At 41.7% G+C, this 12,456-nt stretch carries 13 protein-coding genes; 9 read left to right on the top strand and 4 right to left on the bottom strand.

All coding sequences use genetic code 11. The features are described from left to right. Positions 1-32: 32 nt before the first annotated feature. Genes pssA through ACTG7L_RS02595 form a run of 5 tightly spaced genes read left to right on the top strand, consistent with a single transcriptional unit; the run spans position 33 to position 5,885 of the window. Positions 33-1,391, top strand: coding sequence for a CDP-diacylglycerol--serine O-phosphatidyltransferase (pssA, locus tag ACTG7L_RS02615; protein ID WP_439287377.1), 1,359 nt, complete (start codon positions 33-35; stop codon positions 1,389-1,391). A gap of 12 nt (positions 1,392-1,403) precedes the next feature. Beyond that, positions 1,404-2,330 (top strand): hydroxymethylbilane synthase, encoded by a 927-nt coding sequence (gene hemC / locus ACTG7L_RS02610; RefSeq protein WP_439287376.1) that lies wholly within the window; start codon positions 1,404-1,406, stop codon positions 2,328-2,330. A gap of 5 nt (positions 2,331-2,335) precedes the next feature. Then, complete coding sequence (locus ACTG7L_RS02605; protein WP_439287375.1) at positions 2,336-3,091, top strand: uroporphyrinogen-III synthase; 756 nt, start codon at positions 2,336-2,338, stop codon at positions 3,089-3,091. A gap of 17 nt (positions 3,092-3,108) precedes the next feature. Then, complete coding sequence (locus ACTG7L_RS02600; protein ID WP_439287374.1) at positions 3,109-4,590, top strand: uroporphyrinogen-III C-methyltransferase; 1,482 nt, start codon at positions 3,109-3,111, stop codon at positions 4,588-4,590. Between the two features lie 11 nt (positions 4,591-4,601). Next, complete coding sequence (locus ACTG7L_RS02595) at positions 4,602-5,885, top strand: heme biosynthesis HemY N-terminal domain-containing protein (protein ID WP_439287373.1); 1,284 nt, start codon at positions 4,602-4,604, stop codon at positions 5,883-5,885. A gap of 71 nt (positions 5,886-5,956) precedes the next feature. Here the strand turns inward: ACTG7L_RS02595 and ACTG7L_RS02590 are convergent, their stop codons facing one another. Next, complete coding sequence (locus ACTG7L_RS02590; protein WP_439240105.1) at positions 5,957-6,250, bottom strand: DUF5377 family protein; 294 nt, start codon at positions 6,248-6,250, stop codon at positions 5,957-5,959. Positions 6,251-6,268: 18 nt separating this feature from the next. After that, positions 6,269-6,538: an alternative ribosome-rescue factor A gene (locus ACTG7L_RS02585; RefSeq protein WP_439287372.1), complete on the bottom strand. Its 270-nt coding sequence runs from the start codon at positions 6,536-6,538 to the stop codon at positions 6,269-6,271. 94 nt (positions 6,539-6,632) lie between these two features. On the opposite strand from ACTG7L_RS02585, the gene ACTG7L_RS02580 reads away from it, so the two are divergent. Continuing rightward, positions 6,633-7,706, top strand: a complete 1,074-nt coding sequence (locus tag ACTG7L_RS02580; RefSeq protein WP_439287371.1) for an AI-2E family transporter — start codon at positions 6,633-6,635, stop codon at positions 7,704-7,706. Between the two features lie 47 nt (positions 7,707-7,753). Here the strand turns inward: ACTG7L_RS02580 and efp are convergent, their stop codons facing one another. Further along, positions 7,754-8,320 carry an elongation factor P gene (gene efp, locus ACTG7L_RS02575; RefSeq protein ID WP_132300040.1) on the bottom strand — a complete coding sequence of 189 codons (567 nt, stop codon included), beginning with the start codon at positions 8,318-8,320 and terminating at the stop codon, positions 7,754-7,756. A 34-nt stretch (positions 8,321-8,354) separates the two neighbouring features. Here efp and epmB point away from each other — a divergent pair, with 34 nt between their 5' ends. From epmB to ACTG7L_RS02560, 3 genes are all read left to right on the top strand, one after another. Beyond that, on the top strand, positions 8,355-9,377 hold the full coding sequence (gene epmB / locus ACTG7L_RS02570; RefSeq protein ID WP_439287370.1) for an EF-P beta-lysylation protein EpmB: 1,023 nt from the start codon (positions 8,355-8,357) through the stop codon (positions 9,375-9,377). A 112-nt stretch (positions 9,378-9,489) separates the two neighbouring features. Next, entirely contained in the window at positions 9,490-10,956 is a 1,467-nt protein-coding gene (locus ACTG7L_RS02565) for a LysM-like peptidoglycan-binding domain-containing protein (RefSeq protein ID WP_439287369.1), read from the top strand. A gap of 7 nt (positions 10,957-10,963) precedes the next feature. Further along, on the top strand, positions 10,964-11,347 hold the full coding sequence (locus tag ACTG7L_RS02560) for an MliC family protein (RefSeq protein WP_439287368.1): 384 nt from the start codon (positions 10,964-10,966) through the stop codon (positions 11,345-11,347). Between the two features lie 58 nt (positions 11,348-11,405). Here ACTG7L_RS02560 and hemB read toward each other — a convergent pair whose 3' ends face one another. Continuing rightward, positions 11,406-12,428, bottom strand: coding sequence for a porphobilinogen synthase (gene hemB / locus ACTG7L_RS02555; protein ID WP_439287367.1), 1,023 nt, complete (start codon positions 12,426-12,428; stop codon positions 11,406-11,408). Between the last annotated feature and the right edge of the window lie 28 nt (positions 12,429-12,456).

Genomic DNA, 12,456 nt, shown 5'->3' with positions numbered 1-12,456 from the left:
CTCAATGAAACGGAATAAAACGAAGAAATATTATGTTTATTAATCGACGAAATAGAGCTAAACAGCATTTGGCACAACTCAATTATGTGCCACAACAAGCGGATAATATTGAATTTATTTCAGGGCCCAAGGCGTTTAAGCAAGCGATTATTGACTTAATCCGAACGGCCAAAACTCGCATTTATTTCACCGCACTTTACTGGCAATTAGATGAGGCCGGTGAAGAAATTTTAGCCGAAATTTACCAAGCCAAAGCCAAAAATCCGCATTTAGACGTGAAAATCTTTGTGGATTGGCATCGGGCTCAACGCAATTTAATTGGTGCCGAAAAAGGTAAAACCAATGCGGATTGGTATGCAGAACAGCGTGCGTTGCATCAAAATGATCCGATGTTTTTTGGGGTGCCAATTAATAATCGTGAAGTCTTTGGGGTATTACATATTAAAGGCTTTGTATTTGATGACATCATTTTATACAGCGGTGCCAGCATTAATAATGTGTATTTATATCAACAAGATAAATATCGTTACGACCGCTATCAAAAAATCAAAAATAGCCCTTTGGCGGACAGTTTAGTGCAATTTATGCAAACCTATTTAACCGCACCCGATGCGGTTTTCCCATTGGACGATAAACAACGCCCGACCACCAAAGAAATTAAGCATCACATTAAATCTTTCCGTCGCCATTTAATGACGCAAGGGGCTTATCAGGTAAAAGGTGCGGAGCCATTAGCCGATGAATTGTGTATCACGCCTTTATTTGGCTTAGGAGCCAGAGATAATTTGCTTAACCGAACTATCCAAGATTTATTTGTATTAGTGGAAGAAAAATTAACCATTTGTACGCCTTATTTTAACTTTCCACGCACTTTACAAATCAAAATTCGTGACCTATTAAATGACGGTAAGCAAGTGGAAATTATTGTGGGAGATAAAACCGCCAACGATTTTTATATTCCGCCATCTGAACCCTTTAAAATGGCTGGAGGTTTGCCTTATTTATATGAAAAAAATCTCCGTTCGTTTTGTAAAAAATTTGAACATGAAATGAATAACGGCCACCTAACCGTTCGCCTTTGGAAAGATCAAGATCATAGTTATCACCTCAAAGGTATCTGGGTCGATCATCAATATATGTTATTAACCGGCAATAATTTAAACCCTCGAGCTTGGCGACTTGATGCGGAAAATGGTTTATTTATTTCCGATCCAAAACAGCAATTACAACCGAAAATACAACAAGAATTAAGTGAAATTCGTCAATATACGCATATTGTGAAACATTATTCAGAACTGGATACGCTGGAACAATATCCTGCACCGGTTCAACGCTTGTTAAAACGTTTTTCTCGCATTAAAGCCGATAAATTAATTAAGATGATTTTATAGTTTGACGATAATATGAATAACCGTTTAAGAATAGCCACAAGACAAAGCCCATTAGCGTTATGGCAAGCCAATTATGTAAAAGATCGCTTGCAAGCCTTGTATCCAGATTTAACCATTGAACTGGTTAAAATGGTGACGAAAGGGGATGTCATTTTAGATACGCCACTGGCAAAAATTGGCGGAAAAGGCTTGTTTGTCAAAGAATTAGAACAGGCCTTATTAAATGGCGAGGCAGATATTGCGGTGCATTCCATGAAAGATGTCCCCATGCAATTTCCGACTGGCTTAGGGTTAAGCGTGATTTGCCAACGAGAAGATCCTCGAGATGCTTTTGTGTCTAATCACTATCCGAATTTAGCGGCCTTGCCAGCAGGAGCGGTTGTCGGTACCTCTAGTTTACGCCGTCAGTGCCAGCTTAAGAATTTACGCCCCGATTTGCATATTCAGTCACTACGTGGCAATGTGGGGACCAGATTAAGCAAGTTAGACAATGGCGATTATGATGCGATTATTTTGGCATCTGCGGGATTAATTCGTTTGGGTTTACAACAGCGTATTACGGCCTATTTGGATATTAATTGTTCACTCCCCGCAGCGGGGCAAGGGGCGGTAGGAATTGAATGCCGTATTGCTGATGAGCGAGTGCAACAATTGCTTGCCCCTTTGGCGGATCCTGAAACCACCGCTTGTGTATTAGCTGAACGTGCAATGAATAATCATTTACAAGGCGGTTGCCAAGTGCCGATTGCTGGGTTTGCGGTGATAGAAAACCATGAAGTTTATTTGCAGGCGTTAGTGGGGGCTTTAGACGGTTCAAAAATTATTCGGGCAAATGGTAAAAGTGCGGTGCAAAATGCCGAGGTTTTAGGCGTGCAGATTGCTGAACAGCTTTTAGCCCAAGGGGCAGACAAGATTTTAGCTGAAATCTATCAGGATTAATGGTTATGGCGGTGTTGATTACTCGACCAGATGAGGCTGGCAAACAGTTAGCGGAGAAATTGAATAAAGCGGGAATTGCTAATATTCATTTGCCTTTTTTTTCCTTGTCCGCTGGCCGAGAGTTAAATGAATTACCCAACCGAATCAGCCAATTAAATGCGGGAGATTATATTTTCTGCGTGTCGAAAAGTGCGGTGAAATTTGCCACAGAAACCTTGCAAGCCACGGGTTTTCACTGGCGTGAAGATTTACAGTATTTTGCCGTGGGGCAAGGCACCGCAGAATATTTTGCAAGCCTAGCAGAAAGGGCGGTACACTATCCTTTTCAGCAAGAAAACAGCGAGGGCGTGTTAAGTTTAACAGCCATGCAGACATTGGCGGACAAAAATATCTTGATATTACGAGGCAATGGCGGACGGGAATATTTTGCTGAGCAAGCAAAATTACGTGGTGCCACGATTAATGTGGTAGAATGTTATCAACGTTTGCCAATTCAGTATCAGGCCGAGGCGCAAATTGACTTATGGAAACGAGCTGGCGTGCAATCTGTGATCGTCACCAGTACGGAAATTTTGCATTCTTTGGTTGACTTTGTGCCAGTGAGAGACCAAACTTGGTTAAAAAGTTGTCAACTTGTCACCATCAGTCGCCGCATTGCGAATTTAGCCATTGCTGTGGGTTGGCAACCCGAGAAGATTATTATTTCACCCAAAGCAGATAATGCCAGTTTGGTGGAAACCCTAACGTTATTAACAGCTTAATTTTAGAGAGAGTGGGTATGAGCAATAAAAAAGCAAATCAATCTGATGCGGTTGAAACACAAACTATTGTAGAAAAAGAGGTTGAAAACGTGAAGCAAGCATTCACTGAAAAAGCAGATAAAAAAGCCAAAGTTGAGCCGGTGTTAAATAGCACGCAAGCCGACGCTAACAACGCTCAAACAAGTAAAAAAGACGAGAAACAAAGCGTGACAGCTGAGCCAACAACATCCGAGCCAGCCAAAAGCGAACCTGTGAAAACCGAAACGGTGGTGGTCAAAAAAGGCGGTTCAGCTATGGGGTTACTCGCCTTATTAGTTGCTTTAGGCCTAGGCGGTGCGGGTTATTATTTTGGACAACTTGAAGTGGATAAAATTAACCAAAAAGTCACCGCACTTGAGCAAAAAATCTCAGGTGGTGCAGTCACGACCGCCAATAATCGTCCCTCTCTCGCTGAAATGCCAAATTTTGAGCAAGAACGTGCACAACTGGAAAACGTTCTCGCCAGTTTAAAAGCCAACGATCAAAAATTGGCGAGCCTTGAACAAAGCCTGTCTGACAAAGACAACGCTTATTCTGCGTTAAAAGACCAAGTGAATAAATTGGCCAATAACAGTAATGCTCAACCGAGTGAATGGTTACTCAGTGAGGCAGATTTCTTACTCACCAATGCGTTACGTAAATTGTTGTTAGATAACGATATTGATACCAGTATTGCGCTGTTAAAAGTGGCCGATGAAGTGTTGACCAAAGTAGACGATCCGCAAGTTAAACCGATTCGCACGGCCATTAATCAAGACTTAAAACAATTACTTTCCGTCAATAGTGTGGATCAAAATACCATCATGCAACGCTTGTCGCAACTGGCCAACAATGTGGACGAGTTGGTGGTGGCCAATGTTAATTTTGGTGATGAGCAAAACCAAGACAGCAAAATCTCCGACGATGTGAATGACTGGGAGAAAAACATTGAAAAAAGTGCGACCTCGTTCTTGAATCACTTTATTCGTATCACCCCTCGGACTGAGAATACCACGCAAGCCTTGCTTGCCCCGAATCAAGATATTTATTTACGTGAAAACATTCGCTTGCGTTTACAAATTGCCATTTTAGCCGTACCACGTCAACAAAATGAGCTTTATAAACAATCACTTGAAACAGTGGCAGCGTGGATTCGTAGCTATTTTGATACCCATTCAGAAACGGCGACGACGTTCTTAAAATCCCTAGATGAATTGGCGGATCAATCTATTTATGTCGAGGTGCCAAATCAGTTAAGCAGTTTAACGGCATTGGATAAATTACTCAATAAAACCCCTCCAGAGGTGCAAAAAATTGAGATTTCTGCTGATAAAGCCTTAACAGAGTCAAATCAAGTGGCGGTAGAAGAAATTAAATCGGCAGAACAAAATACGCCACAAGAACCAGAAAAAGCGGCTGAAGCGTCCAGTGAAACACCGACAAATACGGATGAGAAACCCGCCAATACGGAACAACAATAAGGAGCAATACAATGTTTAGAGTTTTATTCCTCATGCTTGTATTACTAGCAGGCTTAATTGCAGGACCTTATTTAGCCGGAAAACAGGGCTATGTGTTAATTCAAACGGCCAATACTAACTATGAATTATCCCTCGTCACCTTAGTGGTTTTCTTCGTGATTGCCATGGCGGTGGTCTATTTTATTGAATGGGCCGTACGTAAATTTTTCCGCTTAAGTAACAGTACCTACGGTTGGTTTTCACGTCGTAAACGGGTAAAAGCCCAAAAACAAACCCTACAAGGGTTAATCAAAATGGACGAGGGCAACTATTCCAAAGCGGAAAAATTAATTGGTAAAAATGCCAAACATTCTGATGAACCGATTTTGAATTTTATCAAAGCCGCTGAGGCAGCCCAACAACGTGGCGATGATTTCAACGCCAATAAATACCTAATGGAGGCCACAGAATTAGCGGGTCCAGATAATTTAGTGGTCGAGTTAGCCCGTACTCGTATTTTGTTATTACAACATAAACTGCCAGCCGCACGTAGTTCGGTGGATAGTTTGTTAGTGATGACAAACAAAAACCCAGAAGTCTTAAAACTGGCCATTGAGATTTATCAAAAATCTCAAGCATTTGAAGCACTTGATGAAATATTGCCAATGATTGAACGTAGTAGCATGTATTCTGCCCAAGAATTCACCGCACTTCAACAAGCAGTGGAAAATGGGTTATTGGATGAAATCATGAATGAAGACGGTGCAGATGGCTTACTTGCATGGTGGCAAGATCAACCACGTAAACGCCATAACGACAATTATGTGCGTATCGCCTTGATTCAACGTTTAATTGATTGTAACGATCATGAATCCGCCTATGAGTTAAGCGTCGAAACCTTGAAAAAATTGGACGCCGACAGCGAATTTAATCAACCGTTATATGCTCAAATTACTCGTTTACAAGCTACGGATAGTAGTAAGTTAGTGAAACTCTTGCAAAAACGAGTGAAAGGTGCGGACGAAAAAGCGGGCTGTTGTGCTTATCGTGCCTTGGGTTATTTGTATGTCCGTAATGCCGATTTTGCGAAAGCTGCTGAAGTATTTAAGAAAGTGGTGGCCAATAAGGACAATCTTGAGCCGAATGATATCACCATGGCGACCTATGTCTTTGAGCAAGTGGGCGAACAAGATCTGGCGAAACAGTTACGTGATGAAGTGTTAAAATCCGCCATGGCCATTGATACCTTGGTAACGGAAAATGCAGAGCCTATCATTGAAAATACCGACACCTTGTTGCTAGAACAACGCTCGTAGTAAAGCGTTCATTCCCTTATCAGCCACTGATGTACCGTGCTTTCGGATAACATCAGTGGCTGTTTTTTTATTTACTTATTTAATCCCATCTGACCAATTTTTACGCCTAAATTGCCTAAGGCAACGGGGTCGAGATAATCTGCTAAGAATTTGAATAGCACATTTAAATCGGTAAAAGTGCGGTGAATTTTGACTTCGTTTTCGATTTTCCGAGTAAATTCATACTCAACCTGATCGTCCTGAATATGGGCGATAAGGGTAATATAAATGGTTTCAAAAAAATGGCTAGTCGCCCCCTCTTCGCCTGGATCGCTGATACGTACGTTTAATGTATTGGTAAATAAGGTTTCCGTAAATGCTGACATAGTTAATTTCCTTGTTAATTAAATGGTGCGTAAAAATAAAAACCCGATAATAAAATCTCTTATCCAAGAAATCTTATTATCGGGCTTTTCAGTCCATTTCGTCGCATGTTTCGCCTTGCGTTGATAGCTACCTTTACCTTTGTGCTTCTTTTCCACTCGTTGGCGAAATAATCGATCATGTAATAACGCTTGAATCGCATTATCACGAATCACGCCTCGACCATGTTGGTAGGTCGTGGAGCCTTGCATGTCTGCCACAACAGGCAAACTGTGTATTTTCTTTGCCATATTTTCCTCTCTGATAAATAAACTTGGTTATTATATATGTAATTCAGGCAAATTTTAACTTATAATCAAGAAAAAATTATGTAAGGAGCGATTTATGATAGAAATGCTGAAAAGTTGGTACATGCGCCGATTTAGCGATCCTCAAGCCATGGGATTGGCGGCTATTTTATTATTTTGCTTTATCGCTATTTATTTTTTTAGCGACCTGATTGCCCCCTTGTTAATCGCTATCGTATTGTCTTACTTGTTGGAATTTCCCATTCAGTTTCTATCCAACAAATTTGCCTTGCCTCGCATTCTGTCGATTATTCTGGTCTTAGGCAGCTTTATCACATTCGCCCTATTACTGGCGTTTGGTTTGCTCCCTAACTTGATTAACCAAACCCTGAATTTATTAAGCGATTTGCCGAATATGTTTAACAAACTGCATGAATGGGCGATGCAGTTACCCGAAACCCACCCCGAATTTGTGGATGCGCAAATGGTTGAGGGAATCTTTACGGCGACACGGAGCAAAATCCTTGCCTTTGGCGAAAGTGCGGTGAAATTTTCACTTTCTTCTATTGTTAACTTGGTCACCATTGGCATTTATGCGTTTTTAGTGCCGTTAATGATGTTTTTTATGTTAAAAGATAAAAATATATTAATTCAATCCTTTACCCAATTTTTACCGCAAAACCGTCATCTTGCCAATAAAGTGTGGCAAGAAATGCAGTTACAAATTGCCAATTATATTCGTGGCAAACTGTTTGAAATTGCGATTGTCACCCTTGTAACCTATATTGTGTTCCTGTTCTTTGGCTTAAATTACCCGCTTTTGCTGTCCGTTGCGGTGGGTGTGTCTGTGTTAGTGCCTTATGTGGGGGCCGTGTTAGTCAGTGTGCCTGTGGCTTTGGTGGCATTCTTTCAATTCGGCGATCATTCTACATTCTGGTATATTATCATTGCGTACGTCGTTAGCCAGTTACTTGACGGCAATTTACTGGTGCCATTTTTGTTCTCAGAAGCCGTTAATTTACATCCTTTAACCATCATTGTCTCGGTGTTAATTTTTGGTGGATTATGGGGATTCTGGGGCGTGTTTTTTGCTATTCCGTTGGCCACCTTGGTCAAAGCGGTGATCAATGCGTGGCCATCCACCGAAGAATTGAATGTGATTGTAAAATAGATAAAAAAATAGCACGGTTATCCGTGCTATTTTGATATTCCATTAAATTATTTCACACGTGAAACATATTCACCTGAACGAGTATCTACCTTGATCACCTCACCGATTTGAACAAATAAAGGCACTTTCACCACAGCGCCTGTGCTTAATGTGGCCGGTTTACCACCTGTACCTGCGGTATCGCCTTTCAAACCTGGGTCAGTATCCACAATTTCTAATTCCACAAAGTTTGGTGGCGTCACAGAAATCGGTGTACCATTCCATAAAGTAATAATACAATCCGCTTGGTCAAGTAACCATTTTTCTGCATCACCCACCGCTTTTTCGTCCGCAGAGTATTGCTCAAAGGTTTCTGGGTGCATAAAATACCAGAAATCTTCGTCTTTGTAAGAATAGGTTAAGTTTAAATCCATAACGTCAGCCGCTTCAACGGAAGTGCCTGATTTAAAGTTCACGTCTAAGACTTTGCCTGAAATGAGTTTACGAATACGAGTACGAGTAAAGGCTTGCCCTTTTCCGGGTTTAACAAATTCATTTTCAACGATAACGCAAGGCTCGCCGTCTTGCATAAATTTTAGACCTGGTTTAAAGTCTGTGGTAGTGTATGATGCCATATTTATCCTTAATTTAGAGATAGAACGTTTTAAAGTGCGTATTTTAACCCAAAACCCCCTCATTAGAGAAGAACAAAAAGCAGAGAATTGGTTAGAAATTCTGGCAAATGCGGTTTCTGACCCTGAAAAATTGCTTAAAATGCTGGATTTACCGATAAATGCCTTTGAAAAAGATATTCAAGCACGCCGTTTATTTCCTATGCGTGTACCATTGCCTTTTGTGCAGAAAATGGAAAAAGGCAACCCGCAAGATCCGCTTTTTTTGCAAGTGATGACCGCCCAACAAGAATTTTTAGTGGAAGAGGGGTTTAGTAAAGATCCCCTTGAAGAACAGCAAACTGCCGCCCCCAATATTTTACATAAATACCATAACCGTTTGTTATTTATGATAAAAAATGGCTGTGCAGTTAACTGTCGTTATTGTTTCCGTCGCCATTTCCCATACGAGCAAAATAAAGGCAATAAAGCCAACTGGTTAAAAGCCTTAGACTATATTGCGGAAAATCCACAAATTGAGGAAATTATTTGGTCAGGTGGCGATCCCTTAATGGCCAAAGATCATGAAATAGACTGGCTGATAAAAGCGCTCGAAAAAATACCGCACTTACAGCGTTTGCGTATTCATACTCGTTTGCCCGTGGTGATTCCACAGCGAATTACTGACGAGCTATGCCAAATCTTGACCGAAAGTCGTTTTCAAACGGTATTAGTCACCCATATTAATCACGCCAATGAAATAGATGAGCGGTTTGCCCTCGCCATGACACAATTAAAACAAGCGGGCGTCACCTTGTTAAATCAATCGGTATTATTAAAAGGCGTGAATGATGATGCGCATATTCTAAAAGCACTGAGTGATCGTTTATTTTCCGTGGGGATTCTGCCTTATTATTTGCATTTATTGGACAAAGTCGAGGGCGCAAGCCATTTTTATCTTTCTGATGAAAGTGCGGGGAAAATTTACCGAGATTTACAAAAAATCAGTTCTGGCTATTTAGTGCCAAAATTAGCTCGTGAAATTGCCCATGAACCCAATAAAACTTTATATGCCCCGTAGTTAATTCTAGGAAAATCACGAAAGATCCTTTAAAATAAGTAAAATTCGACCGCACTTTATTTAGGGTATAAAGTAAAGTGCAATTTTGTTTAGTATTTACTGAGGTAACATTGTGGAAAACACACCAAAAAATAATCCAAGTCAAAGTGAATTAGATTTGGGTACCAATCAAACTGATTCGATTTTGAGCAAAGTCACTGGCTTATTTAACAAAAAAGAGGGCGCCCAGCCGACACAATTTGCGGTGCGTAAAGAGCCAACATTTGGTAGCCAACCCACTGCGCCCCAAGCAACTGCAACACCGAGCCACAATATCAATGCGAGCCCGAATGTTTCCGCTAGCATGGCACAAAATGTGACCCATTATTCTACCTCAAGTTCTTTCCAACAAGGTAACTACCTCAATACAACTCACACAGCACAGTCTGTCAGCAACGAAAACGGTCAAGAAAATGTCACAACGCCCGTTTCTAGCGTTACAGAGCCAACTCAACCGACCGCAGCAGAAACCGTTGTGGCGGAAACAACCGGTACAGTAGAAACCCCGACAGCAGAAAGCCCAACGGTTCCCCAAACGGATACAGCAGACTCGGTTGAGCAACCTGTTGTGCCACCTACATCAAGCAAAGCGAGCAATAAAAACCCTGAAAACTGGGCAATTATGCAGAAATTACCAACTAAACACCGTCGTTTATTTATTGCCATTGCAGGCGCCGTAGCCATTTTATTGGCGTTATTATGGTTAAAACCAAGTAATAATACCGTAGAAGAAATTCAAGCCAATAACAGTTCATCAACACCGATTGAATTCCAGTCGCTCAATCCAAATGAGCCACTACCAGAAACAACGGAAAATGTCGCCATGGCAGATAACAACGCCACGGCTAACAGCACTATCGCACCAGCAGAACAGGCTACGGTAACTCCTACTCCGCAAGCTACTGCTGAAACCACAACGGCAGCACCAACCACACCAGAAACGGTTGCAGCCGCTAGCCAACCTGTGAACAGTGCAACAGAACAGGCCAAAGCGGAACAAGCAAAATTGGCCGCAGAACAAGCACGTAAAGCTGAACAAACCAAACTGGCAGCAGAACAAGCACGTAAAGCCGAACAAGCCAGACTGGCAGCGGAACAAGCTCGCAAAACAGAACAGGCTAAAGCTGCCGCTCAACAAGCACATAAAGCTGAAACCAAAACCACTGCGAGCAAAGCAAAAACAGCGCCAGTGGTTGATGCCAAACCAGCTAGCACCAGTAGCAGCGCCTCAAGCAATAAAGCAAGCAGTGCCAATACATCTGCTAGTAAAGCGACAAGTACAAACGCAACTTCTGGCACAAAAACCTTAGTCGTACCACAAGGGACATCCTTGTTCCAAGTGTTCCGTAGCAACGGTTTAGATATTCGTGATGCCAATGCCATGACCAAAGCTAACGGTGCAGGCAATGTATTAAGTAGCTTTAAAGCCAATGACAAAGTACAGGTTTCTGTCAGCCAAGGCCGTGTCAACAGCATGCGTTTATCGGATGGTTCTGTCTTTACACGTCAAGCAGACGGCACCTATAAATACAGCAAATAAGCCTATTATGTTAAAACGACTTTTATTCATCACTTTTATTGGGCTCAGTGCTTGTACAACAAGCTCTGAGCTCCCATACGCTACGCCCACACCAAAGGCCGTAACATTAGATAAATCCACACAGAAAGGCTCTGCCAGTCTGTATAAATGTAAAGATGATAAAGAAATAAAAGTCGTCCGCATTACAGCAAGCAGTAAAAAGACTCAAAAAGTAAAAACTGATGAAATTCACCTGACCTTTGAGGGGGTAACGCAAAAGCTGACCGCCACACTTTACCAAACGGGGAAATTTTACACCAGTATTCACTGGCAATGGTTAGAAGAAACGAACAACAATAGCCTACGTAGTAGTGTGGGCAAATTGTTAGCAGATGAATGTGTTGAGCAATAGGCTTAGGTAGAATATAAAAAAGTTGGTTTTTAACACCAACTTTTTTTATGGGAAAATATTATTTCTGTTTCCCCTCCAAATACAACCACTCTGCCACTTGTTTAGCAAAATACGTCAAAATCCCATCGGCGCCGGCTCGTTTAAAGCACAACAAGCCCTCCATAATACATTCTTTTTCTTTTAACCAACCATTTTCAATAGCAGCCAAGTGCATGGCATATTCGCCGGACACTTGATAGGCAAAGGTCGGGACGCCAAATTGGTGTTTGACACGGTAAACCATATCTAAATACGGCATACCGGGTTTTACCATCACCATATCGGCACCTTCTTGAATATCCAGTGCCACTTCTTGCAAGCCCTCATCACTGTTGGCAGGATCCACTTGATAGGTTTTCTTATCGCCACCTTTTAAGTTAGCTGATGACCCCACTGCATCACGGAAAGGGCCGTAATAATTGGATGCGTATTTTGCGGCATAGGCCATAATTAAGGTATGAATCAAGCCTTTTTGTTCAAGTGCGGTGCGAATTTTGCCAATTCTGCCATCCATCATATCGCTTGGTGCCACAATATCCGCCCCCGCCTCGGCATGGGAAAGGGCTTGTTTAACCAGAACAGCACAGGTTTCTTCATTTAACACATAGCCGGAGTCATCAATAATGCCGTCTTGACCATGCACCGTATAAGGATCTAACGCCACATCCGTTAATACACCTAATTCAGGATAAGCGGATTTTAAGGCTCGTACTGCACGTTGCACCAAGCCGTTAGGGTTATAGCTTTCTTCCGCTAACAAGGATTTTTTGTCTTGTTCAACCACTGGAAACAAGGCGATGACTGGCACACCGTATTTCACTAACAAACCAGCCTCAATCAGTAATTGATCGATGGTTAAACGTTCCACTTTTGGCATAGACGGCACGGGTTCACGTTGGTTTTCGCCCTCCATGATAAACACTGGATAGATCAAATCATCCACGGTTAATTTATTTTCCGCCATTAAACGACGGCTAAAATCATGTTTACGCATACGGCGTAAACGGCGTTCAGGGTAGCCTGTAAAAATTTGTATTGTCATTGTTTACTCCAAAACTTATAAAATTCTT

Origin of the sequence: Lonepinella sp. BR2357, from assembly GCF_051851525.1 — a bacterium.
Taxonomy (GTDB): Bacteria; Pseudomonadota; Gammaproteobacteria; order Enterobacterales; family Pasteurellaceae; genus Lonepinella.
The sequence above is the reverse complement of the archived record's forward strand: the minus strand, read 5'-3'. Positions and strand labels throughout refer to the sequence as shown.